The sequence below is a fragment of the Marinitenerispora sediminis genome (assembly GCF_003336425.1).
GTDB lineage: Bacteria > Actinomycetota > Actinomycetes > Streptosporangiales > Streptosporangiaceae > Marinitenerispora > Marinitenerispora sediminis.
The window spans coordinates 1-23,618 of the sequence record NZ_QEIO01000088.1 but is presented as its reverse complement, the minus strand read 5'-3'; the positions used below and the strand labels follow the sequence as shown (position 1 = coordinate 23,618).

26 protein-coding genes and 1 pseudogene are annotated in these 23,618 nt (G+C 74.0%); 22 read left to right on the top strand and 5 right to left on the bottom strand.

The window, feature by feature from the left end; translation table 11 throughout:
• Positions 1-542, bottom strand: a pseudogene (locus DEF28_RS17035) (hypothetical protein); the annotation flags it as partial.
• Positions 543-821: 279 nt separating this feature from the next.
• On the bottom strand, positions 822-1,595 hold the full coding sequence (locus DEF28_RS17030; RefSeq protein WP_114398309.1) for a winged helix-turn-helix transcriptional regulator: 774 nt from the start codon (positions 1,593-1,595) through the stop codon (positions 822-824).
• A 114-nt stretch (positions 1,596-1,709) separates the two neighbouring features.
• Between DEF28_RS17030 and DEF28_RS17025 the strand changes: the two genes are divergently transcribed.
• From DEF28_RS17025 to DEF28_RS28490, 9 genes are all read left to right on the top strand, one after another.
• Positions 1,710-1,970 carry a MoaD/ThiS family protein gene (locus DEF28_RS17025; protein ID WP_114398310.1) on the top strand — a complete coding sequence of 87 codons (261 nt, stop codon included), beginning with the start codon at positions 1,710-1,712 and terminating at the stop codon, positions 1,968-1,970.
• Positions 1,971-2,099: 129 nt separating this feature from the next.
• Positions 2,100-2,324, top strand: a complete 225-nt coding sequence (locus DEF28_RS17020; protein ID WP_114398328.1) for a glutaredoxin family protein — start codon at positions 2,100-2,102, stop codon at positions 2,322-2,324.
• A gap of 209 nt (positions 2,325-2,533) precedes the next feature.
• Positions 2,534-3,226, top strand: coding sequence for a redox-sensing transcriptional repressor Rex (locus DEF28_RS17015; protein ID WP_114398311.1), 693 nt, complete (start codon positions 2,534-2,536; stop codon positions 3,224-3,226).
• An 84-nt stretch (positions 3,227-3,310) separates the two neighbouring features.
• Positions 3,311-4,768 (top strand): glutamyl-tRNA reductase, encoded by a 1,458-nt coding sequence (locus DEF28_RS17010; RefSeq protein ID WP_114398312.1) that lies wholly within the window; start codon positions 3,311-3,313, stop codon positions 4,766-4,768.
• Between the two features lie 2 nt (positions 4,769-4,770).
• On the top strand, positions 4,771-5,721 hold the full coding sequence (gene hemC / locus DEF28_RS17005; RefSeq protein WP_114398313.1) for a hydroxymethylbilane synthase: 951 nt from the start codon (positions 4,771-4,773) through the stop codon (positions 5,719-5,721).
• Between the two features lie 132 nt (positions 5,722-5,853).
• The gene (locus DEF28_RS17000) at positions 5,854-7,473 is read left to right on the top strand and encodes a bifunctional uroporphyrinogen-III C-methyltransferase/uroporphyrinogen-III synthase (RefSeq protein WP_114398329.1); all 1,620 of its coding nucleotides are present in this window, start codon (positions 5,854-5,856) and stop codon (positions 7,471-7,473) included.
• A 230-nt stretch (positions 7,474-7,703) separates the two neighbouring features.
• Positions 7,704-8,687 carry a porphobilinogen synthase gene (gene hemB / locus DEF28_RS16995; RefSeq protein ID WP_114398314.1) on the top strand — a complete coding sequence of 328 codons (984 nt, stop codon included), beginning with the start codon at positions 7,704-7,706 and terminating at the stop codon, positions 8,685-8,687.
• Positions 8,688-8,780: 93 nt separating this feature from the next.
• Positions 8,781-9,461, top strand: coding sequence for a bifunctional DNA primase/polymerase (locus DEF28_RS16990; RefSeq protein WP_114398315.1), 681 nt, complete (start codon positions 8,781-8,783; stop codon positions 9,459-9,461).
• A gap of 163 nt (positions 9,462-9,624) precedes the next feature.
• Positions 9,625-9,831: a hypothetical protein gene (locus tag DEF28_RS28490; RefSeq protein ID WP_233515361.1), complete on the top strand. Its 207-nt coding sequence runs from the start codon at positions 9,625-9,627 to the stop codon at positions 9,829-9,831.
• Between the two features lie 131 nt (positions 9,832-9,962).
• Here the strand turns inward: DEF28_RS28490 and rraA are convergent, their stop codons facing one another.
• Positions 9,963-10,454: a ribonuclease E activity regulator RraA gene (gene rraA, locus DEF28_RS16980; RefSeq protein ID WP_114398316.1), complete on the bottom strand. Its 492-nt coding sequence runs from the start codon at positions 10,452-10,454 to the stop codon at positions 9,963-9,965.
• A 135-nt stretch (positions 10,455-10,589) separates the two neighbouring features.
• Between rraA and hemL the strand changes: the two genes are divergently transcribed.
• From hemL to DEF28_RS16950, 6 genes are all read left to right on the top strand, one after another.
• A complete protein-coding gene (gene hemL / locus DEF28_RS16975) occupies positions 10,590-11,882 on the top strand; it encodes a glutamate-1-semialdehyde 2,1-aminomutase (RefSeq protein ID WP_114398317.1) in 1,293 nt (430 codons plus the stop codon).
• Positions 11,883-11,997: 115 nt separating this feature from the next.
• A complete protein-coding gene (locus DEF28_RS16970) occupies positions 11,998-12,954 on the top strand; it encodes a LysR family transcriptional regulator (protein WP_114398318.1) in 957 nt (318 codons plus the stop codon).
• A gap of 19 nt (positions 12,955-12,973) precedes the next feature.
• Entirely contained in the window at positions 12,974-13,609 is a 636-nt protein-coding gene (locus tag DEF28_RS16965) for a histidine phosphatase family protein (RefSeq protein ID WP_114398319.1), read from the top strand.
• 227 nt (positions 13,610-13,836) lie between these two features.
• On the top strand, positions 13,837-13,935 hold the full coding sequence (locus DEF28_RS16960; protein WP_078760640.1) for a 30S ribosomal protein bS22: 99 nt from the start codon (positions 13,837-13,839) through the stop codon (positions 13,933-13,935).
• Between the two features lie 106 nt (positions 13,936-14,041).
• Positions 14,042-15,076 (top strand): NAD-dependent epimerase/dehydratase family protein, encoded by a 1,035-nt coding sequence (locus DEF28_RS16955; RefSeq protein ID WP_199493351.1) that lies wholly within the window; start codon positions 14,042-14,044, stop codon positions 15,074-15,076.
• Between the two features lie 23 nt (positions 15,077-15,099).
• Positions 15,100-16,008, top strand: a complete 909-nt coding sequence (locus DEF28_RS16950; protein ID WP_199493349.1) for a lysophospholipid acyltransferase family protein — start codon at positions 15,100-15,102, stop codon at positions 16,006-16,008.
• Positions 16,009-16,015: 7 nt separating this feature from the next.
• On the opposite strand, the gene DEF28_RS16945 is transcribed toward DEF28_RS16950, so the two are convergent.
• On the bottom strand, positions 16,016-16,690 hold the full coding sequence (locus DEF28_RS16945; RefSeq protein WP_199493346.1) for a hypothetical protein: 675 nt from the start codon (positions 16,688-16,690) through the stop codon (positions 16,016-16,018).
• 68 nt (positions 16,691-16,758) lie between these two features.
• Between DEF28_RS16945 and DEF28_RS16940 the strand changes: the two genes are divergently transcribed.
• Complete coding sequence (locus DEF28_RS16940; RefSeq protein WP_114398320.1) at positions 16,759-17,385, top strand: TetR/AcrR family transcriptional regulator; 627 nt, start codon at positions 16,759-16,761, stop codon at positions 17,383-17,385.
• Positions 17,386-17,442: 57 nt separating this feature from the next.
• On the opposite strand, the gene DEF28_RS16935 is transcribed toward DEF28_RS16940, so the two are convergent.
• Positions 17,443-18,306, bottom strand: coding sequence for an HAD family hydrolase (locus tag DEF28_RS16935; RefSeq protein WP_114398321.1), 864 nt, complete (start codon positions 18,304-18,306; stop codon positions 17,443-17,445).
• Between the two features lie 183 nt (positions 18,307-18,489).
• On the opposite strand from DEF28_RS16935, the gene DEF28_RS16930 reads away from it, so the two are divergent.
• The 6 genes from DEF28_RS16930 (at position 18,490) to DEF28_RS16905 (ending at position 23,102) form a co-directional block, all read left to right on the top strand.
• On the top strand, positions 18,490-19,725 hold the full coding sequence (locus DEF28_RS16930; protein WP_114398322.1) for a putative quinol monooxygenase: 1,236 nt from the start codon (positions 18,490-18,492) through the stop codon (positions 19,723-19,725).
• Between the two features lie 238 nt (positions 19,726-19,963).
• Positions 19,964-20,650: an LmeA family phospholipid-binding protein gene (locus DEF28_RS16925; RefSeq protein ID WP_114398323.1), complete on the top strand. Its 687-nt coding sequence runs from the start codon at positions 19,964-19,966 to the stop codon at positions 20,648-20,650.
• A gap of 52 nt (positions 20,651-20,702) precedes the next feature.
• A complete protein-coding gene (locus tag DEF28_RS16920) occupies positions 20,703-21,164 on the top strand; it encodes a TlpA family protein disulfide reductase (protein ID WP_114398324.1) in 462 nt (153 codons plus the stop codon).
• A gap of 288 nt (positions 21,165-21,452) precedes the next feature.
• Entirely contained in the window at positions 21,453-21,875 is a 423-nt protein-coding gene (locus DEF28_RS16915; RefSeq protein ID WP_114398325.1) for a DUF4395 domain-containing protein, read from the top strand.
• 82 nt (positions 21,876-21,957) lie between these two features.
• Positions 21,958-22,797: a sulfurtransferase gene (locus tag DEF28_RS16910; RefSeq protein WP_114398326.1), complete on the top strand. Its 840-nt coding sequence runs from the start codon at positions 21,958-21,960 to the stop codon at positions 22,795-22,797.
• Positions 22,794-23,102, top strand: a complete 309-nt coding sequence (locus DEF28_RS16905; RefSeq protein ID WP_114398327.1) for a DUF1416 domain-containing protein — start codon at positions 22,794-22,796, stop codon at positions 23,100-23,102. The genes DEF28_RS16910 and DEF28_RS16905 overlap by 4 nt, the downstream gene beginning before the upstream one ends.
• Positions 23,103-23,618 lie beyond the last annotated feature (516 nt).

Below are 23,618 nucleotides of genomic sequence, written 5' to 3'. Positions count from 1 at the left end.
GGGGAGGGCTCGCGGGTCGGTTCCGCCGTGGGCGTGGGATCGGTGGTCGGGGAGACCGTCGGGCTGGGCGTGGGGTCGGGGCTCGGTTCCGGCTCGACCGTCACGGTGAGCGGCTCCGGCTCGATCCGCTCGGCGGGCTCGGCGCACGTGCCGTCGGCCCGCAGTTCGCCGTAGGCCACCACGGCGGTGAACTCCAGCGCGCCCGGCCGCTCCGCGGTGCCGGTGACCGCCACGCTCGCCGGTGCCGCGCCGGTCACCTCGGCCTCCAGGGGCGCGGTGCCGAAACCGGGCGCGCCGTGCAGCGTTCCGGTCGCGCAGACGGGCTGGTCGTCCGGGGTGGTCACCGTCAGCGTCACGGTGAGTTCGTCACCGGGCCGCACCGTCTCGGCCTCGGTGGACAGCACCGCGGCGGGCGCGTCGGCGGCGGTGGCCACGGGGGCCAGAGCGACCAGCGCGGAGCCGGCGAACGCCGCGCCCAGCGGCAGTGCGGCGACGGCGCGCACGGGGAATCCGAACGGTCGGCCACTCGCGCCGCTCGCCATGGCGCAGTCCTCCTCAGCGGCAGTCTCGCGGGTCTGCTTGCTCGGGTCGGCCGGACGTCTCGACCGCGCGTACCGGGCGGCCGGTTCCGCCGCGCGCCGTCGGTGCGGCCGGCGAGCGGGCCGCCCCCGCCGGGGGCGACCGCGCAAGGCCGGCTGGTGCAGCATCCTAGGCGCTCCGCTCCGTGAACACGAGACCCCGGGGCGAAACCGCGGTGACGGCTGCCGGTCCCCGCCGTGCCGCCGGCCGGGGCCCGGGCGGTCCCGGGCCCCGCACTCGGGTCAGCGGCTGGGAACCGGGCGCTGCGGGGCCGGCCGCCGCTGCTCGTCGGCCGCCGGCCGGGCGGCGTCCTCGCTGGCCGCCTTCGACGCCGGGTCCGGGACGAAGCGGTAGCCGACGTTGCGCACGGTGCCGATCAGCGACTCGTACTCGGCGCCGAGCTTGGCGCGCAGCCGCCGCACATGCACGTCGATGGTGCGGGTGCCGCCGAAGTAGTCGTAGCCCCAGACCTCCTGGAGCAGCTGCGCTCGCGTGAACACCCGGCCGGGGTGCTGCGCCAGGAACTTCAGCAGCTCGAACTCCTTGAACGTCAGGTCCAGGATCCGGCCGCGCAGCCGCGCGATGTAGGTGGCCTCGTCGATGGTGAGGTCGCCGCGCCGGATCTCGTCGGGGTCGTCGCTCGCGCTCTCGGCCTGGCCGATGGCCAGCCGCAGCCGCGCCTCGACCTCGGCCGGGCCGGCGGAGGTGAGGACGAAGTCGGTGACCTGCCAGTCCGAGGTGAGCGCCGCGACACCGCCCTCGGTCAGAATGGGGATCAGCGGGCAGTCCAGGCCCGTGGTGCTGAGCAGCCGGCAGAAGTTGCGCACGGCCGCGAGGTCGGTGCGGGCGTCCACCAGCACGGCGTCCACCGCTCCGCCCCCCCGCTCGGCGCCGGAGGCGAGCAGCGCGCTCGCCTCGGCGGGCGCGACCCGTACCGTGTGCAGCAGCAGACCCAGCGCGGGTAGGACGTGGTCGGACGGTTCGTTGGAGTTCGTCAGTAGCAGCAGGTGGCTCATGCGTCTCTTCCCGTCACCCCGCGATAGCGGCTGAAGCGGTTGGTTCGGAAGCGCCATTGCCCCCGGTGAGAATCATCTGAATTTGCCTCCGAGAAATCCAAGGATAATCAATCGATGGTGAGCGGAACCATTCGGTACTGGGCGGCGGCCAAAGAGGCCGCGGGAGTGGCGGAGGAGCCGTACACGGCGGCCAGCCTCGCCGAGGCCCTGGACGGCGTGCGGGAGCGGCACCGCGGCAACGAGCGGCTGCTGGCGGTGCTGCGCCGCTCGTCGTTCCTGGTCGACGAGCGTCCGGTGGGCCGGCGGGCGCACGCGGACGTCCCGCTGAGCGAGGGGGGGAGCATCGAGGTGCTGCCGCCCTTCGCGGGAGGATGAGCCGGCGGGCGGCGGCGCGGCACGGCCGTGCCCGCGGAGGTTTCACGGTGAAACGGTGAATACGCCGCAATACGGCCGCGGTGCGGCGGAAGGGGAGGCACGGTGTCCGGTGAACCCGGCCGCAGGATCATGATGCTCGGGAAACCCGGCTGTCATCTGTGCGAGGAGGCCCTGGAGGTCATCGAGCGGGTGGCCGGCGAACTCGGGGTCGGCTACGAGGTGCGCGACATCACGCAGGCCTCTGCCGAGGAGCGCGAGGAGTACTGGGACAAGATCCCGGTGACGTTCGTCGACGGCGCGCGGCACGACTTCTGGCGGGTGAGCGAGAAGCGGCTGCGGGCGGCGCTGTCCTGATCCGCCCCCCGGCCGCGTCGCCGCCGGTGAGCGGGCCGGTCACTGGATGCGCCCCCCACTTTGTGCGCGCATTCACAAGGGCGTAATCTAGGGCCAAAATCCATGCGGCCGTGGTCTCGAAGCGCCCGCGGCCCGCTCCCCCGCGAGCGGGCCGGCGCGCGGTGCGTCCACCGTCCGCGCTGCCGACCGCTGCCCAGGAGCGCACGCCTGTGACCCGCCGTACCCCACGGCCCCGGGAGAGGGGAATCCCCGAGGCGACAGTCGCGAGGCTCCCGGTATACCTGCGCGCGCTGCAGTCCCTCACCGAACGGGGTACGCCGACCGTCTCCTCCGGGGAGCTCGCCTCGATCGCCGGGGTCAACTCCGCGAAACTCCGCAAGGACCTGTCGCATCTCGGGTCGTATGGGACGCGCGGTGTCGGGTACGACGTCGAGTACCTGATCTACCAGATCTCCCGTGAGCTTGGTCTCACCCAGGACTGGTCGGTGGCCATCGTGGGCGCCGGCAACCTCGGGCGGGCCCTGGCCAACTACGGGGGGTTCGGCACCCGCGGGTTCCGGATCGCGGCGCTGTTCGACGCCGATCCGGCCGTGGTCGGAGACGAGGTCGCCGGGCTCTCGGTGCGGCATATTGACACTCTGGAAGACGTTGTCTCGGTGGAGAAGGTCTCCATAGGGGTCATCGCGACCCCGGCGGCCGCCGCCCAGGGGGTGTGCGACCGCTTCGTGAGCGCGGGGGTCACCAGCGTGCTGAACTTCGCGCCGGTGGTCCTGAGTGTGCCGGACGGTGTGGATGTGCGTAAGGTCGATTTGTCCATCGAGCTTCAGATTCTGGCCTTCCACGAGCAGCGGAAGGCCGACGGCCACGAGGGGCCGGGATGGATCGGGGCTCTGGAGGCGTGACATGACCACCAGCCGGCGCCGCGTCCGCACCGGATGTCCGCCCGTCGTTCGAAGCGTCGCAGTGACGCCTGCTTTGGAGTGCAGATGAGTGTCCTCGCCGTTGGGCTGAGCCACCGCAGCTCGCCCGTGGCGCTGTTGGAGCGCGTCGCGTTGAGCGGCGAGGCGCGCCTCAAGGCCATGTCGGAGATGGCCGGGGCCGACGCTGTCAACGAGGTCATGATGGTCGCCACGTGCAACCGCGTGGAGATCTACGCCGACGTCGACAAGTTCCACCCCGGGGTGGCCGCCCTCTCCGAACTCCTGTCCTGGCACACCGGGGTGGCGCTCGCCGAGCTGACCCGCCACCTGTACGTCCACTACGAGGAGCGTGCGGTCCAGCACCTGTTCTCCGTGGCGTGCGGGCTGGACTCCATGGTCGTCGGCGAGGGCCAGATCCTCGGCCAGGTGCGCGCCGCCCTCAAGGAGGCGCAGCAGAGCGGGACGCTCGGCCGGGTGCTCAACGACCTCGGCCAGCGCGCCCTGCGCGTCGGCAAGCGCGCGCACACCGAGACCCACCTCGACCACGCCGGCGCCGACATGGTCAGCCTCGGCCTGCTGGTCGCCGGCCGCCACCTGCCGGCCGCCGCCGCCCGACCGGCCGCCCCGGCCGAGGCCGACGCCGCATGCCCGCACGTTCCCGCAGGGGCGGGCGGCGCCGATGGCGTCGCCGCGGCGCTCCCGCGGCCGCAGGCCCTCGCCGGGCAGCGTGTGCTGGTGCTCGGCGCCGGCTCGATGAGCGCGCTGTCGGCCAACACGGTCGCCCGGCAGGGCGCCAGCTCCGTCGTCGTCGCCAACCGCACCTTCGAGCGCGCCGCGCGGCTCGCCGAGTGCCTCACCGAGGCCTACGAGCCGCTGCGCAGCCGCGCTGCCGCCTTCGACCGCGCCGCCGACGAGCTGGCCGGCGCCGACCTCGTCATCTCCTGCACCGGCGCCCAGGGCCTGGTGCTGACCCGCGACGACGTGGCCGCGGCGGTCGCGCGCCGCGGCGGGCGGCCGCTCGTCCTGCTGGACCTCGCGCTGCCGCGCGACGTCGACCCGGGCGTGCGCGACCTCCCCGGAGCCGTGCTGGTCGACATCGAGGACCTGCGCCAGGCCACCGCGGAGGGAACCGGTGACGTCGCCGGCACCGCCGCGGACATCTCCGCCGTCCGCGAGATCGTGGAGGAGGAGGTCGCCGGGTACCAGGCCGTGCGGCGCGCCGAACTCGTGGCGCCCACGGTGGTGGCGCTGCGCAGCAAGGCCCAGACGGTCGTCGACACCGAGCTGTCCCGGTTGCACGGGCGGCTGCCCGACCTCGACGACCGGGCGCGCGGCGAGATCGACCACGCGGTGCGGCGCGTCGTGGACAAGCTGCTGCACCAGCCCACCGTCCGGGTGAAGCAGCTCGCCTCCGCGCCGAACGGGGGCTCCTACGAGGCCGCGCTGCGCGAGCTGTTCGACCTGGACCCGCACAAGCCGGACGCGGTCACCCTCATCGACCCCGCGACCGCAGAGGAGGGCTGACCGTGAGCTCCGCAGCGGCCCGGCTCGGCACCCGGCGCAGCACCATGGCCACCACGCAGTCGCGCGCGGTGGCTGACAGCATCACCGCGCGCACCGGTGTCCCGATCGAACTCGTCCTCATCACCAGCTTCGGTGACGTCACCAGGGCCCACCTCACCCAGCTCGGCGGCACCGGGGTCTTCGTCAACGCCCTGCGCGACGAACTCACCGCCGGCCGGATCGAGTTCGCCGTGCACTCCCTCAAGGACCTGCCGACCGCGCCCGCCGAGGGCCTCGCCCTCGCGGCGGTCCCCGAGCGCGACGATCCGCGCGACGCCCTGTGCGCCCGCGACGGCCTGAAGTTCGCCGACCTCCCGGAGGGCGCCCGGATCGGCACCGGATCGCCGCGCCGCGTCGCGCAGCTCGCCGCGCTCCGCCCCGACCTCCACTTCGTGCCCATCCGCGGCAACGCCGAGACCCGCCTGGGCAAGGTGGCCGCCGGTGAGCTGGACGCGGTGGTGCTCGCCTACGCCGGCCTCTCCCGCATCGGCCGGCTGGACGACGTCACCGACGTGTTCGAGCCCGATCAGGTGCTGCCCGCGCCCGGCCAGGGCGCACTCGCCGTGGAGTGCCGCGCCGCCGACGCCGACGGCGCGCTGCGCTACCTCGCGGCCGTCGACCACCCGCGGACGCGGGTGGCGGTCACCGCGGAGCGCACCGTGCTGTCCAAGCTGGAGGCCGGCTGCGCCGCGCCGGTCGGTGCGCACGCCGAGTGCCGCGACGGCCGGCTGCGGCTGCGCGCCGCCGTCGTCGCGACCGACGGGAGCACCGCGGTACGCGGCGAACGTGCCGTGGACCTGCCCGACTCCACCGCCGCGGCCGTCGAGGCGGCCGGGGGGCTGGGACGCGAACTGGCCCGCGAGATGATCGCGCGCGGGGCCGACCGGATCGTGGCCGCCGCCGCGGAGGTCTGAGATCGACCGCCGGAGTCCCATCCCGCGCCGAGAACGGGACGCCGGCAGGAAGAGGAGCGAGAGTAAGTGAACCCGCAGAGTGAGAACCGCGAGCCGCGGCCCGACACCCCGACCGCGCCCGCCGTCGGTCACATGGCCCTGCTGGGGGCCGGACCGGGCGACGCGGAGCTTCTGACGCTGCGGGCGGCCGCGCTGCTCGCCCGGGCCGACGTCGTCTTCACCGTCCGCGAGCCCGGCCCCGAACTCGCCAAGCACCGCGCCGGGATGCTGCGGCACTGCCGCCCCGGGATCACGGTCGTCGACCCCGCGGAGTGCGGGGGCGACGCCGACGCCTTGGCGCTCGCCTACGCCCGCGACGGCCACCGCGTGGTGCGGATGTACAGCGGCGATCCGCTGCTTGGCTGCCGCGGCGCCGAACTGGCCGATGCCTGCCGCTCCGCCGGCGTCGAGTACGAGGTCGTGCCCGGGCTCTCCTCGATCTCCGCGGTGCCCGCCTACGCGGGCGTGCCGCTGCTTCCACCGGGAGTCGGGGAGCTGCGCGTGGTCAATGCCAAGGACCCCGAGCCCGACTGGGACCGGCTCGCCGAGGGCGACGCGACGCTGGTCGTCATGTTCCCCGACCTCGCCGAGGACGGCGACCCCCGGCGCGGCGGCCCGGGGTTCGACCGGATCTGCAAGTCGCTCATCGCCGGCGGCCGCCCGGACGACACCCCGGTCGCGGTCACCCGCATGGGCAGCACCACCGAGCAGACCACGGTCGTCTCGACGCTGTCCCGGCTGGCGGCCGACCTCAAGGCCGCCGACGCCAAGGGCTACAACGTCACCACGCCGGCCCTGCTCGTCGTCGGCGAGGGGGTGCGCGAGCAGCCGCGGCGGTCGTGGTTCGAGACCCGGCCGCTGTTCGGCTGGCGGGTGCTGGTGCCGCGCACCAAGGAGCAGGCCGCCAGCCTGTCGGAGCAGCTGCGCGGCTACGGCGCGGTGCCCGAGGAGGTGCCGACCATCTCGGTGGAGCCGCCGCGCACGCCGCAGCAGATGGAGCGCGCGGTGCGCGGCCTGGTCACCGGCCGCTACCAGTGGGTCGCGTTCACTTCCGTGAACGCGGTGAAGGCCATCCGGGAGCGGTTCGAGGAGTACGGGCTGGACGCGCGGGCGTTCGCCGGGGTGAAGGTCGCGGCCGTGGGCGAGCAGACCGCCGCCGCGCTGCGCGAGTTCGGGATCCAGCCCGACCTCACCCCGCCGGAGGACCGGCAGTCCGGCGCCGGCCTGGTGGAGGTGTGGCCGCCCTACGACGCCGAGATCGACCCGATCGAGCGCGTGCTGCTGCCGCGTGCCGACATCGCCACCGAGACGCTCGCCGCCGGCGTGGCCGACCTGGGCTGGGAGGTGGACGACGTCACGGCCTACCGCACCGTGCGGGCCGCGCCGCCGCCGGCCCCGATCCGCGAGGCCATCAAGGGCGGCGGGTTCGACGCCGTGCTCTTCACATCCTCCTCGACGGTCCGCAACCTCGTCGGGATCGCCGGCAAGCCGCACTCCACGACCGTGATCGCGGTGATCGGCCCTGAGACCGCCAAAACCGCCGAGGAATTCGGGCTGCGCGTCGACGTCGTCGCCCCCAGAACTTCGGTTTCCGCCCTCGCGGCGGCACTTTCGGAGTACGGTGCGGCTCAGCGGGCGGCGGCCGTCGAGGCGGGCAAGCCGGTGCTGCGGCCGAGCCAGAAGCGGCGCGGCCGGCGCCGCAAGACCGTCTAGGCGGTGCCCGCGGAAGATCTCCGCAGCTGCTGTCGCCCTCGCGGCGATCGTGGGTACGGGACCATCGAACGAGACGCGAGCCCGGTGCGACGCGGCCGGCGCGCCCCGGCCCGAGCACCCGCCGCACCGCGCGCGCGGCGCCCCGGCCGGGACGCCGCGCCGCTCCGCCGCACAACCCGGTCCGGCCGCCCCGCGGCGGCCGGACCGGACGACCAGGAAGAGAACCCGTCATGACCGCGCGATTCCCCGTGGCCCGCCCGCGCCGGCTGCGCCGCACGCCCGCGCTGCGGCGGCTCGTGGCCGAGACCCGGGTCCGCCCCGAGGACCTGATCCTGCCGCTGTTCGTCAAGGAGGGCATCGACGCCCCGCGGCCGGTCTCCTCGATGCCGGGAGTCGTGCAGCACACGCGCGAGAGCCTGCGCAAGGCGGCGCACGAGGCGGTGGAGGCGGGCGTCGGCGGCCTCATGCTGTTCGGCGTGCCGGAGTTCAAGGACGAGCGCGGCTCGGCGGCCGACGACCCGGCCGGCATCGTGCAGCAGGCGCTGCGGGACCTGTCCGCCGACCTCGGCGACGAGATCGTCGTCATGGCGGACCTGTGCCTGGACGAGTACACCTCGCACGGGCACTGCGGCCTGCTCACGCCCAGCGGCGCGGTCGACAACGACGCCACGCTGGAGCGCTACGCCGCCATCGCCGTGGCCCAGGCGGCGGCCGGCGTGCACGTGGTGGCGCCGAGCGGGATGATGGACGGCCAGGTGGCGGCGATCCGCGCCGGGCTGGACGAGGCCGGATACACGGAGATCCCCATCCTCGCCTACGCGGCGAAGTACGCGTCCGCGTTCTACGGGCCGTTCCGCGAGGCCGCCGAGGGAGCGCCCCGGTTCGGCGACCGGACCGGCTACCAGCAGGACCCGGCCAACGCCAGAGAGGCGCTGCGCGAGGTCGAACTCGACATCGCCGAGGGCGCCGACATGGTCATGGTGAAGCCCGGACTGGCCTACCTCGACATCGTGGTCCGGGTCGCCGAGGCGGTACGGGTCCCGGTGTCGGCCTACCAGGTCAGCGGCGAGTACGCCATGGTCGAGGCGGCCGCGCGCAACGGGTGGCTGGACCGGGAGCGCGCGATCATGGAGACCCTCACCTCCTTCCGGAGGGCGGGAGCCCAGCAGATCCTCACCTACTGGGCCACCGAGGCCGCACGGCTGCTGCGGTAGCCGGGAAGAGCGCTTCCCGGTCGGGCCTCGGTCCGTGAGCCGGGACCGGCGCGGACCGACAACGAATCACCGACCCGACTGGAGGAGGCGACCATGGCCGACGTGTTGAGCAGGCGAAAACGCCGCCGGCAGGCTCCGAGCAGCATGCTCGACGCGGCGCAGGAGTACGCGGCGCTCGGCTGGCCGGTCTGCCGGGGCGCCCAGCCGGACCGGTACGGGCCGCGCGCGTGCCTGTGCGACCGGCTGGGCTGTCCGGCCCCGGGAGCGCATCCGCTGTCGGCCGCGTGGGGCCTAGAGGCGACGACTGACCCCGACACGGTGGCGCGCTGGTGGGCCGCCACCCCCGAGGCGAACATCATCCTGCCCACCGGCCGGGTGTTCGACGTGTTCGACGTCCCGGCCGGCGCGGGCGTCATGGCGCTGGCCCGGATGGGGCGCTCCGGCGTCTCCGCCGGCCCCGTCGCCGTCCTCGACGCGCAGCGCTACCTGTTCTTCGTGGCCACCCGGGGCGCCCCCGACGACGAGGACGAGTGGTGGTCGTGCCGCCTGGACTGCGTTCCGGAGAGCATTGACGAGACGCCCGGACTGCGCTGGCACTGCCGGGACAGCTACGTGCTCGCGCCGCCGTCCCTGCTGCCCTCCGGCAACCAGGCGGCGTGGATCCGGGCCCCCCGCGACGGCGCCAGGCCGGTCGACCTGCCCGACCCGATCGTGGTCCTCGACATCCTCGCCGACGCCTGCGAGGAGTTCGCCCCGCGGGCGCGCCAGGTCTGACCACGCCGGCACAGGCTCCCGGCCATGCACAGCACCCTGGCGGAGCACGCCCGCTGCCTGTACGGAGACGAGTACCGGCCCGCACCCGAGTGCGGGCTCGAACACCGGGAGCACTACCTCGTCGAGGAGCTGACCTTCGCGGAACGCGGATTCGATCCTCGCCATGCTGCGCGAACTCTGCCCGAACGTGGTCGACGGCCGCCTCCCGGTCTGGTTCCGGAACCTGGCCTGCCGGCTGGTGCTCCTGCAACGGCCGGAGGAGCCGGCGCTGCTGCGGGAGGCCGCCGGGAGCCTGTGGACGCACGGCCCGGACTGGGACGGCATCGCGGCCGAGCTGGTGCGGCGCGCCGACGCCCTGGAAACGGGCTGACCGGGTCCGCCGCACGTCGGACCCGCGGTGTCCCGCCCGGCGGTTCCCCCCGCCCCATGACCGGGCGGCGCCCCGACGGGAGGGGCACGTGATCCGCCGGACGGCGCCAGGCGCCCCGCCGGGAGGGCCGTTCAGGCCGGCCCGAGCGGGCGGTCGCCGAGTACGATCCCGTCGTCGTCGCTGTACAGCCACGCGCCGGGTGTGAACACCGCGTTGCCGAAGACCACCGGCACGTCCCGGACGCCCGCCCCGGTCTTACTCGACTTGCGGGGGTTCGACCCGAGCGCCTTGACGCCGAGGTCGAGGCCGCCCAGCGCCGCGACGTCCCGGACGGCGCCGTAGACGACGACGCCCGCCCACCCGTTGCCGGCCGCCGCTCCCGCGATGACGTCGCCCACCAGGGCCGTGCGCAGCGAGCCGCCGCCGTCCACCACGAGCACCCGGCCGGCGCCCGGGCCGCTGAGCACCTCCTTCACCAGGGCGTTGTCCTCGTGGCACCGAACGGTCGCGACGCGCCCGTGGAAGCGCCGGCGCCCGCCGTACTGCCGGAACTGGGTCTCGCAGCTCGTCAGCGCGTCACCGTGCGCGTCGACGAGGTCGGCGGTGGCGAACTCCCCGGACATCTCTGCCATGTCTCCTCCTGAAGGGGCGCCCGTGCCGCGTGCGCGGGGCCGCGTGTGCGGGCCAACCTATCCGCCGGGCACCGGCCGGAACCGGGCCGGGCGCCGCGTCCGCGGTGCGGCTGCCACACTGGTCACGTGGGTACTCATCAGATTTCGCAGCAGCTGTTCGAGCGAGCCGGCGCCGTCGTGCCCGGCGGGGTGAACTCCCCGGTCCGGGCCTTCGGCGCGGTGGGCGGGACGCCGCCGTTCATGGTGTCGGGATCGGGCCCCTACCTGACCGACGCCGACGGCAACAGCTACGTCGACCTCGTCTGCTCGTGGGGACCGCTGATCCTCGGCCACGCCCACCCCGCCGTGGTGGAGGCGCTGGTCGGGGCCGCGGCCGGCGGCACCTCCTACGGCGCGCCCACCCCGGGCGAGGTGGAGCTGGCCGAGGAGATCGCGGCGCGCACCCCCGTGCAGAAGGTCCGCCTGGTCAACTCCGGGACGGAGGCGACCATGTCGGCGATCCGGCTGGCACGCGGCGCGACCGGCCGCGGCAAGGTCGTCAAGTTCGCCGGCAACTACCACGGGCACGTCGACGCGCTGCTGGCCGCCGCCGGGTCCGGCGTGGCGACCTTCGGCCTCCCCGACTCGCCCGGCGTCACCGGCGCCAGTGCGGCCGACACCATCGTGCTGCCCTACAACGACATCGAGGCCGTCGAGCGGGCGTTCGCGGAGTCGGGCGCGGAGATCGCCTGCGTCATCGCCGAGGCGTGCCCCGCGAACATGGGAGTGGTGCCCCCCAGGGACGGCTTCAACGCCCGGCTGCGCGAGATCACCGCCCGGCACGGCGCGCTGCTCGTGCTGGACGAGGTCCTGACCGGGTTCCGGGTCAGCCGGTCCGGGTGGTTCGGGCTGGAGGGCGTCGTGCCCGACCTCATGACCTTCGGAAAGGTGATGGGCGGCGGGCTGCCGGCGGCGGCGTTCGGCGGCCGGGCCGACCTCATGGACCAGCTCGCGCCGGCCGGCCCGGTGTACCAGGCGGGCACGCTCTCGGGCAACCCGCTGGCCACCGCGGCCGGTCTGGCCACACTGCGCAACGCCACCCCGGAGGTGTACCGGCACATCGACCGCGCCGCCGGGCAGGTGGCCGACGCGGTCGGCGCCGAACTGAGTGCCGCGGGGGTGCCGCACCGCGTGCAGCGCGGCGGCAGCCTGTTCACGGTCTTCTTCACCGACGCCGAGGTGGTCGACTTCGACGGCGCCCGGGCGCAGGACTCCGCCCGGTTCGCGGCGTTCTTCCACGCGATGCTGGACCAGGGCGTGTACCTGCCGCCGGCCGCCTTCGAGGCGTGGTTCCTCTCCGCGGCGCACGACGACGCCGCGCTGGACCGGGTGGTCTCGGCGCTGCCGCGCGCTGCCCGCGCCGCCGCCGAGGCGGGCTGACCGCGACCGCGGAGCGGGCGGGCCCCCGGCTCCGCCCGCCCGCACCAGGGCGGGCGGGGCAGAGCAGCTGTACGGTGGGCTGGGAATCGGTTAAGTGGATCTTTAGACTCGGAGCATGTTGGACCTCGACCGGCTCCGGGCGCTGAACGCCGTCGCCGAGTACGGCTCGGTGAGCGCCGCCGCCGACGTACTGGGAATCACCACCTCGGCCGTCTCGCAGCAGATCGCCAAGCTGGAACGGGAGACGGCGTCGCGGCTGCTGGAGCGCAGCGGCCGGGGTGTCCGGCTGACCGACGCCGCCCACCTGCTGGTGCGGCACGCCGAGCGCATCCTCGCCCAGGTCGCCGAGGCCGAGGCCGACCTTGAGGCGCAGCGCGGCAGCGTCGTGGGGCGGCTCAGCGTCGCGGCCTTCCCCACGGCCGCGCGCGGCATCATGCCCCGTGTGCTCAGCGACGTCGCGGTGCGGCACCCCCAGCTCACCACGCGCCTCTTCGAGGCCGACCCGAAGGTCGCGCTGCCGCAGGTGCAGCGCGGGGAGTACGACCTCGCGATCGTCCACGACTGGGCGGACTCGCCGCTGCCCATCCCGGACGGTCTGGAGAAGGCCCCGCTCGTCGACGACCCGGCGGAGATCGTGCTGCCGGAGGGGCACCCGCTGGCCGGCGAGCCCTCGCTGGAGCTCGCCGCCCTGGCCGAGGAGCGGTGGATCAGCGCGCCGCCCGGCGACATCTGCCAGGTGTGGCTGACCCAGAGCCTGCGCCGCAGCGGCGTCGAACCAGAGATCGTGCACTACTCCGCCGAGTACCCGACCCAGCTCGCCCTGGTCGCCGCCGGCCTCGGCATCGCCATCCTCCCCCGGCTCGGCCGCGGCATCCTGCCGCCTGCCGTCGTCACCGTCCCCGTGCGGCCGGTGCTCATGCGGCACCTGTACGTGGTGTGGCGCGCCGAGGCGAGCCGGCGGCCGGCAGTGCAGGCCGTGGTGGCCGCGATGCGCGCGGCGGTCGCTACGGTTGAGGAGGCGCGGTTGGCGAACGCCTCGTCAGCGGCGTCCCGCACCGACAGCGCGAAGTGAAGGGAAACGGTCCGGCACGATGTCCACGACCACCGTCGTCCACCTGCTGCGGCATGGCGAAGTGCACAACCCCCAGGGGATCCTGTACGGGCGGCTGCCCGAATTCCACCTCAGCGAACGGGGGCACGAGATGGCCGTGCAGGCCGCGGCCTGGTTCGCGGGCCGCGACGTCGCGCTGCTGTACTCCTCGCCGCTGGAGCGGGCGCAGGAGACCGCTGAGCCCGTGTCCGAGCGGTTCGGGCTGCCGGTGCGCCTGGACGACCGGCTCATCGAGGCGGGCAACAGCTTCCAGGGCAGGGCGTTCTCGTCCCGCTCGATCCGTGACCCGCGTATCTGGCACCGGCTGTACAACCCGTTCCAGCCCTCGTGGGGCGAGCCCTACAGCGCCATCGTGGCCCGCATGGTCGAGGTCATCAAGAACGTGCGCAAGGAGGCGTGGGGGCGCGAGGCCGTCTGCGTGAGCCACCAGCTGCCGATCTGGATGGCGCGCCGGGCGGCCGAGGGGCAGCGGCTGTGGCACCGGCCGGACCGCCGGCAGTGCAACCTCGCCAGCGTCACCACGCTGACCTTCGAGGAGAACCGGCTGGTCAGCGTCGGCTACGCCGAGCCGGCCGCCGAGCTGTACCCCGCCGGCCGCACCCTCCCGGGGGCGTGATCCGCCGCCGCGGGCACCGCCGACCCGCGCGCCGCCCGCATGCCTGCGCCGCCCGATTGCCCGAGAGGGTACGCTAGCTCCTTGGGTGCCGCGTCCCTGGACGCGTATTCCCGGTGTCGTGCCGCGCGCCGCCTGGCGACGCGCCGCCGTACTCCTCGACGGCCACACGAGTCCTCAGCACGCGTGTGCGCCGTCGTGTCTCCTTTGTTCGTGCGAGAGGTGATCCCATGGGTTCCGTCATCAAGAAGCGCCGCAAGCGCATGGCCAAGAAGAAGCACCGCAAGCTGCTCAAGAAGACCCGCATCGCGCGCCGCAACAAGAAGTAGGCCCTGTCTCTCCGCGGAGGCATCGCGGGCACGGCCCGCGGTCGACGCGGAGATCGCCTCTCCCTCCGCCCCACCTCCGGGAACCGCCGCAAGGAGGCGTGTCGATATGGGCAGCACAGGACGGGTCGTACTCGTCACGGGGGTGTCCCGCCAGCTCGGGGCCCGCGTGCTGACGGCCCTGGAGGCCGACCCCGGCGTCGAGCGCGTGATCGGGGTCGACTCTGTCGCCCCCCGGTTCGCGCTGGGCGGGGCCGCGTTCGTGCGTGCCGATCCGCGCGACGCCGGCGTCGCCGCGGTGATCGAGGAATCCGGCGCCGACACGGTGCTGCACATGGGTCTGGCCGCGTCGCCGCCGCGCGCGGGCGGCCGCCGGGCCGCGCGGGAGAACCACGTCCTCGGCGCCATGCAGGTGCTCGCCGGCTGCCAGCGCTCCGGTACGGTCCGGCGGCTCGTCGTCCGCTCGACGGCCGCCATCTACGGTGTGCCGTCCGGCGACCCGGAGCCGTGCACGGAGGAGGCGTCGGCGCCGGACGCCCCGCGGTTCCCCCGGGCCGGGTTCGCCAGGGACGCTGCCGAGGTAGAGCGGCACGTGGGCGGCCTGATGCGCCGGCGGCCGGACCTCTCCGTGGCGGTGCTGCGGTTCGCCAACGTCATCGGACCGTCGGTGCAGACCCCGCTGACCAGCTACTTCGGTCTGAAGATCGTCCCCACCGTGATGGGGTACGACCCCACCATGCAGTTCATCCACGAGGACGACGGGGTCGAGGTCGTGCGGCGCATGGCCATGTCCGGCGCTGCCCGCGGCGTCTTCAACGTCGCCGCGCCGGGGGCGATGCCGCTCTCCCAGTGCCTGCGGCGCGCCGGACGGCCCGAGATGCCGGTGCCCGCCCGCGGCCTCAGCCTGGTGGGCGGCCTGACCCGGCGGACCGGCATGCACTACTCGCCCGACCAGTTGCGGTCGCTCTGCTACGGCCGCGTGCTCGACGCGAGCAAGCTGCGGCGCGAACTGGACTGGGCGCCGGCCTACACGTCCCAGGAGGCGTTCGACGCCTTCGTGGCGGAGAGCACCTACACCACCGCCGCGTCGGCCCGCATCTTCGGGCGGGTCACCCACCGCGTGCGGGCGGCGGTCGGCCGCTGACCGGCGGAGCCCCGCCCGGTCCCGTGGCGCCGGATCCGGCACCGCGCGCTCCCGCGTGCCCTGACACCGATGGGCCCGCGCTTCCGCCGGCGGGCGGTGCCGACCGGGTCGCCGACCCCCTGGACTTCTTCCGGCGCCGGCTGGAGGGCGAGCGGCGGGTGGACGAGTTCGGGTTCGACCCCGAGCTGACCGACCACGCGCTGCTGCCGCTCATGCGGCTCTTCTACGAGCACTGGTTCCGGATCGAGCTGCGCGGGCTGGACAACGTCCCCGGCAGCGGCCGCGCGCTGCTGGTGGCCAACCACTCCGGGGTGCTGCCCTTCGACGCGCTCATGCTCCAGGTGGCGCTGCGCGACCACCACCCGGCCGGCCGCCGGCTGCGCATGCTGGTCGCCGACCTCGTCCTCGACCTCCCGCTGCTCTCCGGACTGGCCCGCCGGGCCGGGCACACCCTGGCGTCGCCGGACGACGCCGAGCGGCTGCTGCGCAGGGAGGAGCTCGTGGGCGTGTTCCCGGAAGGGTTCAAGGGCATCGGGAAGCCGTTCGCCGAACGCTACCGCCTGCAGAGGTTCGGGCGCGGCGGCTACGTCGCCACGGCGCTGCGCACCCGTGCGCCCATCGTGCCCTGCTCGATCGTGGGCGCCGAGGAGATCTACCCGAAGGTGGGGGAGCTGCCCGCTCTCGCGCGGCTGCTGGGGCTACCTTACTTTCCGGTCACACCGGCCTTCCCGCTGCTCGGCCCGCTCGGCCTGGTGCCGCTGCCGACGAGGTGGATCATCGAGTTCGGCACCCCGGTCGGCACCGCCCACCTCGCGGCCGAGGCTGCCGACGACCCGGCGGCCATCGGCGCGATCAGCGACGAGGTGCGCGGCGAGATCCAGCGCACGCTCGACCGGCTGGTGGTGGAACGCGGCGATCCCTTCCGGGACTAGCGGCGCGTCAGCCGGCCGGCTCCGGGACGTGCGGCCGCGGAGCGGGAGCCAGGCGCATCAGGACGATGCCGTACCCGACGATCCAGACGACCCACAGCAGCCAGCCCGTCAGGCCGAGCAGCCCGAGCGGAGCGCCGTGCTCGATGACGAGGGGAGCGAGGGTGGCCGAAGCGAGCAGCAGCGCGGCCGCCAGCAGCCCGAGGCCGCCGTGCCACGGGTGGATGAGGCCGGCGCGCAGGCCGCCGACGGAGAGGCCGAGTAGCGCGAGCGCCAGGAAGGTGCCGTTCAACGTGAACAGCGCGTCGTGCAGCGCCCAGAGCGCCGGGGCGGCCGTGCTGTCGTGCGCGAGCGCGAGCCGCAGGGCGACCACCCCGGCGAAGGCGGCGTTCTGCAGGAGCAGCCCGGCGAACCCCACCAGCGACCACGCCTCGCCCCGGTCGCGCTCGGAGGGCCGCAGCGCGCCGACCGCGCCCGCGCCGAACACGGTGGCCAGCACCCAGGCGGCGGGCGTGAGCGCCGATCCGGTGCCGACGACGTCGCCGTGCGCGCCGAAGAACGCCGCGACCTCGCCGGGATCCGCCCCCGTGTGCGGGAGGCCGGCCGGGACCATGAGCACGTTGCCGAGGACGATCGCGGCGGCGAACCCGACGGCGGCGACACCGCTGACCTGGGAGAACCGCATGGCGGCAACCTCCTTCGTTGAGCAACCCTTTATTGAATATAAGTAGTGTAAAGCGAAAAGGGGGAGCTGTGGCCACCGAGTCCGGCCGGCGCCGCTACGACTCACTGCGCCGCGAGGAGCAGGCCCGCCAGACCAGGGCGGACATCGCACACGCCGCGCGCCGGCTGTTCGTCTCCCGAGGGTGGGCCGCGACGACCGTGCGCGACGTGGCGCGGGAGGCGGGCGTCTCCGCGCCGACGGTCTACGCGGCGTACCGGAACAAGGCCGGGCTGGCCCTCGCGCTCGCCGACGCGGCCGACCTGTCGGCGGACGCGCCGCGGATGCTCGCCGAGCTGGAGGCCCCCGGAGCGGACCCCGGGCGCCAGCTCGCGGCGATGGCCGGCTACGACCGGCGGCTGTTCGAGCGTGCGGGAGACGTGATCCTGCTGCTGCGTGAGGCGGGGCGGACCGAGCCAGAACTGGCGTCCGCCTACGGCGACGGCCGCACCCGCGGCGACGAGACCCGGTACCGGGTGTTCGCGTCCTGGCCGGCCGGGGTGCTGCGGGCCGGGCTGGACGCGCGGACCGCCGTCGACGTCTACGCGGCCCTGTGCAACATCGACGTCTACACCACGCTGACCGCCGAACGGGGCTGGTCCGCCGACCTGGTCGAGCGGTGGTGGAGTGCGGCGCTGGTCCGCGAACTCCTGGACTGACGCGCCGGACCGGCGCACGCCGGGCCGGGGCCGCCGGTCACGCGGCCGGGGCGGGGCTCAGGGGCGGCGCCGACGGGCCATGCCCACCGCGACCCCGCCCGCCAGCGCCCCCAGGAGCGCGGCCGGCAGGCCGACCCGCAGGGTCCTGCGGTGCCGGCGGAACTCGTGCACCGGCCATCCGTGCGTCTCGGCGTAGGCATGCAGGTCGTCGTCGGGGTTGACCGCGTTGGGATGGCCGACGATCGACAGCAGCGGCAGGTCGTTGTAGGAGTCGCTGTAGGCGGTGCAGACCGAGAGGTCCAGGCCCTCGCGATCGGCGAGCGCCCGCACGGCCTCCGCTTTCGCCGGGCCGTGCAGCAGGTCGCCGACGAGCCGCCCGGTGTAGACGCCCTCGACCGACTCCGCGACGGTGCCGAGGGCGCCGGTCAGCCCGAGCCGGCGCTTGATGATGTCGGCGAGCTCCACCGGAGTGGCGGTGACCAGCCAGACGCGCTGGCCGGCCGTCAGGTGGCGGTTCACGAGCGTCCGCGCGCCCTCCCAGATGCGGTCCGCCATCGTCTCGTCGTAGATCTCCTCGCAGAGCGAGATGAGCTCGGCGACGTTGTGGCCGGCGACGAACGCCAGCGCCGACTCCCGGGCGGCGTTGATGTGCTCGGGCTGCTCGCTGCCGGTCACCCGGAACACCAGCTGCGCCCACGCGAACCGCGCCAGGTCCCGCGTGGTGAACAGGTCGCGGGCGGCCAGGCCGCGCGCGAAGTGGTAGATCGACGCGCCGCGCATGAGGGTGTTGTCGACGTCGAAGAACGCGGCGGATGGCCCCGGCGCCGGACTCGGGTCGGCACGCCGCTCGGCGGCGGCCGCGGCCGCCTCTCCCGTGAGCGCGGCGCGGCCGTCGTCGCGACGTTGGAGATGGCCCCGCATGGTCCGAGCCTACGTCCCCGCCGCGACAGCCCAGGCGCGGCGGATCAGTGACAGGATGGCTCGTGAGGTAACTCACATCGTGATCGCGAGCTGTGCCACGTGCAGCGAGATCGCCGCGAGGTGCCGCCCCCGGTCCGCGGCCGGATGCGCGTTGTGGGGCGAAAGTGCAGCATCATTAGCGGGATGGTGGAGGTAGGACTGGCATTCGTCGTCGCGTTGGTGGCCTGGAGCGCCACCGCGGCGTTGACCGCGCGCTATTACCGCCACCCGCGGCTCTACATGGCGGCGTGGGTGGCGTCCGGCATCGGTGTCGCGATCGCGCTGAGCGCCGCCTTCCCCGGCGCGCTCCTCGACTTCTCCGGGGTCACCTTCCGGATCTTCCAGATCGGCGTCGGCCTCTTCGGTCCCCTGCTCATCGGCTGGGGCGCGGTCGAGTACGCGGTGCACGCGCCGCGGGCGCGGTTCGGCGCGCGGCTGGTCGCCACCACCCTGACCATCGTCCCGCTGGTCGTGCTGGGTCTGGACCGGCTGCGCGGCCGCTACGGCAACGGCTACCCGCCCGCCGGCGACCACTACGACGTGATCCCGATGACGCTGCTGGCGGTCGTGCACGTGGCCGTGGTGGTCGCGCTCGTCGCCTGCCTCGCCGTGGTCGCCCGGCGGATGGGCGAGCGCCCGCGGCTGTCCCGGCACGAGCTGGTCGTGGTGGGGCTGCTCGGCGGCGCGGCGCTGCTGATGGTGCTGGTCAGCCGGTTCGGGCTCGGCATCCTCGGCCAGCTCGTGATGGTGGGTGCGCTGGCCTGCCTGTGGGTGGCCGCCTCCCGGGCCGCCGACCCGCCGCGGGAGCGGCGGAGCCGGCGCCGCGGCGCGCGCCGCGGCGGACCCGAGGACGGCCCCGACGGCGATGCCGACGACCGCGGCCGGAGCGGCCCGGCCGACGACGACTACGACGACCGCCATGACGCGGAGGAGGACGACGTGCGGCGCAAGCGCCGGAAGGCTGACCGCCTGGACTACGACGACTACGAGGGCCAGGAAGGCTTCGACGACTACGGGGCGGGCGCCGGCGGCCCGGCGAGGTCCTCGCGGCTGTGCGGGATCATCACCATCTACACGCTGGGCGAGGGGCACGCGGACGCGTTCGACGACTGCGCGGACGAGGTGGTGGAGGAGGTCAGCCGGCACGAGCCGGACACCCTGCTGTTCGCCTGCCACACGGTTCCGAGCGCGCCGTCCCAGCGGATCGTCTACGCCATGTACCGCGACCAGCTGGCCTACGAGGAGCACCAGCAGCAGCCGCACGTGCTCGCCTTCGCGCGGCGGCGCGCCCCGCACGTGGTGGCGACCAACGTGATCGAGCTGTCGCTGTCCGGGGCGTCGGCCACCGACAACCTGGCGACGATGCTGATGCCGCGGTGACCCAGCGCTGACGCAGGGATGACCTCCGCGGCCCCGGCCGACCAGCCGTTCACCGCCCCCTCTCTCAGAGTTCGCTGAGAAAGCCGCCCGAAAAACGGGTAAAGCGCGGGTTTGAAGTACGCTTCCTAGGTGTTTCGGGCCTCGACACGAGGTCGGCGCAGTGGCGGTGCCGCCGCGGTCCGCAAGGTATCCCTGCCGGCAGGGCCGGCAGATTCAACGGGAGTGTGCTGGAACCCCGATGCGAAAATTGCTGGTATTCCTGATCTTCCTGCTGGTCCTGGTGGTCGCCGCGGACCGTGGCCTGCACTACGCGCTGGAGCGCGAGATCGCCAACCGGGCCGCGCAGCAGTACGAGATGGCCACCGAACCCGAGGTCACCATCGGCGGCTTCCCCTTCCTCACCCAGGTCGCGGCCGGCAGCTACGACGAGGTCCACATCGTCACCGGGGCCCTCACGGTGAACGAGGTCCAGCTGGAGCGGGTCGACGCCACGCTGCGCGACGTCCGGGCGCCCGTCGGGGAGCTGCTCTCCAACCCCTCCATCACCGCGGGCTCCGTGGACGCCCGGGTGATGCTGCCCTACAGCGAGCTGCAGAAGCGGCTCCCGGAGGGCATCGTCATCGAGACCGACAACGGGGCGCCGCGCATCACCGGCGACCTGGCCGTCAGCGGCTTCAGCGTGCCGGTGCAGAGTGACATCGAGGTCGCCGTCGACGGCGACACCGTCAACGTCACCCCCACCAACGTGCAGGTCGGCGAGTCGCAGATCGACATCAGCGCCGTGGTCACCGAGCGGCTCACCTTCTCCCTCCAGCTGCCGCAGCTGCCCTTCGACGTCCGCGTCACCGGCGTCGAGGCGCTGCCGAACGGCGTCGAACTGTCCGGCGAGGGCACCGACGTGCCGCTCGCCGGAGTCGCCCAGTAGGCGGGCCCGCCGTGGTGCCGGCCCGGGACGAGGACGAGGGGGTGTGCCGCCCATGGCTCCGGAACAGGTGGCGGGTGGTGCGGCGGCGGCCGCCGTACTCGTGCTGGGGACCGTGCTCGCCCTCGTGCTGCGCCGCCGCTCCGGGCGGTTCCGGGCGGCACGGAGCCGTGGCGTGGTGAGCGCGGCCGACGAGGCCGCCGAGGGGCTGCGGCTGACCGCAGAGGACATCGGCGCGCCGCTGGGCGAGCGCGCCACTCTGCTGCAGTTCTCCACCGCCTTCTGCCAGCCCTGCCGGGCCACCCGCCGCGTGCTGGCCGAGGCCGGCGCGCTGGTGCCGGGGGTGGCCCACGTCGAGATCGACGCCGAGTCGCATCTCGGCCTCGTGCGCAGGCTCGGCATCCTGCGTACGCCCACCGTGCTCGTCCTGGACGCGCGCGGCGCGATCAGCACCCGCGCCAGCGGGCAGCCGCGCAAGGCCGACGTCATCGCCGCGCTGGGCCGGGCCGTCCAGTGACGGGGCCCGGCCCGCCGTTTCCCTACTCTCCTGGTGGGGAGAGTGTGACTTGTGAAGCAGCGCACCCGTGACATCGGGTACGCCACCCCGTAACATCATCAGCGTGACCTTCCTGACAGACGCGCTCCTCACGAAGCGTCGCGCGGTCGACTTCTGCCGCGTGACCACCGCGCGCTGTCGTTCCCGCGGCTAGCGCGGACCCGCGGCCCGAGCCGGGCCGGAGCGACCGCCAGCGTTCCCGCCGCCGTCCGACCCCCACGTAGGCCACACGCAGCCGGGAAGCACACCATGAAGGTCGATCCGAGAGGGCAGCGCTTCGCGGCTGCCATCACCACCGTCGTTCTCGCCGCCGTGCTCGTCAGCGCGAGTCCATGGCTGCTGGCGTTGCAGGCGGTCGTGTTCGCGGTCGGTGCCGGCGCCGGTGTGCGGCACTCGCCCTACGGCCTGCTGTACGCCCGGTTCGTGCGGCCGCGGCTGGCGCCGCCAGGGGAGCTGGAGGACGCCGCCCCGCCGCGGTTCGCGCAGGCGGTCGGACTGGCGTTCAGCCTGGTCGGCCTGGCCGGCTACCTCTTCGTGGGCGCTTGGCTGGGCATCGCCGCGACCGCCGCCGCGCTTCTCGCCGCCTTCCTCAACGCGGCCTTCGGGTTCTGCCTCGGCTGCGAGGTCTACCTCGGCGTCCGCCGGCTGCTCCCGGCCGGCCGCGCCGCGTAGCGGAGCACCCCGAGACCCCGCGGCGCCCGGTCTTCGACTCAACGCACGACAGCACACGCACATCGAATCAAGGAGGTTCCCCATGAGCCGCTCCGACGTCCTCGTGGACGCCGACTGGGTGGAGGCTCACCTGGATGACGCGAACGTGGTCCTGGTCGAGGTGGACGAGGACACCTCGGCCTACGACAAGGGCCACATCCGCAACGCCATCAAGATCGACTGGAAGAAGGACCTCCAGGACCCGGTCCGGCGCGACTTCATCGACAAGGAGGGCTTCGAGAAGCTGCTCTCCGAGCGCGGCATCTCCAACGACGACACGGTCGTGCTCTACGGCGGCAACAACAACTGGTTCGCGGCCTACGCCTACTGGTACTTCAAGCTGTACGGCCACCAGGACGTCAAGCTCCTCGACGGCGGCCGCAAGAAGTGGGAGCTGGACTCGCGCGAGCTGGTGGAGGCGGCGCCGGAGCGCGCGGCGACCCAGTACACCGCGAAGGACCAGGACACCGGGATCCGCGCCTTCCGCGACGAGGTCGTGGCAGCCATCGGCAAGAAGGACCTCGTGGACGTGCGCTCGCCCGACGAGTTCGTCGGCAAGCTGCTCGCCCCCGCGCACCTGCCGCAGGAGACCTCGCAGCGTCCCGGCCACATCCCGACCGCGCGCAACATCCCGTGGGCCAAGACCGCCAACGAGGACGGCACCTTCAAGTCCGAGGAGGAGCTGCGCGAGCTCTACACCGAGGCGGGTGTCGACCTGGACAAGGACATCATCGCCTACTGCCGGATCGGGGAGCGCTCGTCGCACACCTGGTTCGCGCTGCACGAGCTGCTCGGCCTGCCCAACGTCAAGAACTACGACGGATCGTGGACCGAGTACGGCTCGCTGGTCGGCGTGCCGGTCGAGTTGGGAGAGGCCAAGTGAGCGGCAACGGATGCGGCGCGCCGGTGGGCGGCGTCGCGCTCGCTGACGTGGACGCCGGCGACCAGGCGGTCATCCAGGGCGTGGTGTCGCGGGACGGGGCGCCGCTGAGCGGCGCCTACGCCCGGTTGCTCAACGCCTCCGGTGACTTCGTCGGCGAGGTCGCCACCGGCGAGGAGGGCACCTTCCGGTTCTTCGCGGCCGACGGGCCGTGGACCGTGCGCGTGCTGGCCTCGAAGGGGTACACCGGGGAGTTTCCGGTCACCGCCGAGACCGGCAAGGTCGTCGACCTGCGGGTGGACGCCTAGCGGGTGGCGAAGGCGGCCCGGAGCAGGCGGGGTCCCGTCCGCTCCGGCGCCGCCATGCGGCCTGCGGGCCGGGCGACGCCGGTCCGGTCCCGCCGGGGACCGTGGTCGGCCGGCCGGTGCACGACGGCCGGTAGCGGGCCGGAGCGCCTGTGCGGAGGATGTCCCGGCCGAAGACCGGGCGGCCTCCCGGCAGCTGTCCCCGTCCGGCCGCGGGACGGTGATGCCCGGCTCGCCCGGCGAACGGGCGGTGGGCCGCCACGTGGTGCGCCTTCCGTGCGGCCGGGCCCGGTGCTCGACGCCCGGAGCCCGAGGCACGGTGCGGCAACGTCCCTGCCTCTGCGCCGCCCGACGGCGGACCCGGCGGCGCCGCGCGGCCGGGCCAGCCGAAGAGCTCCTCCCCGTGGAACCGCGCCGGCCCTAGATCGTTGATGGGGGTTCCTCAATGGTCGTAAGCCACGAGCGAGCGTTTGACCGGCGCTCCGATCAGCCAGTTGTGCCAGATCGCGGCGTTGAGGG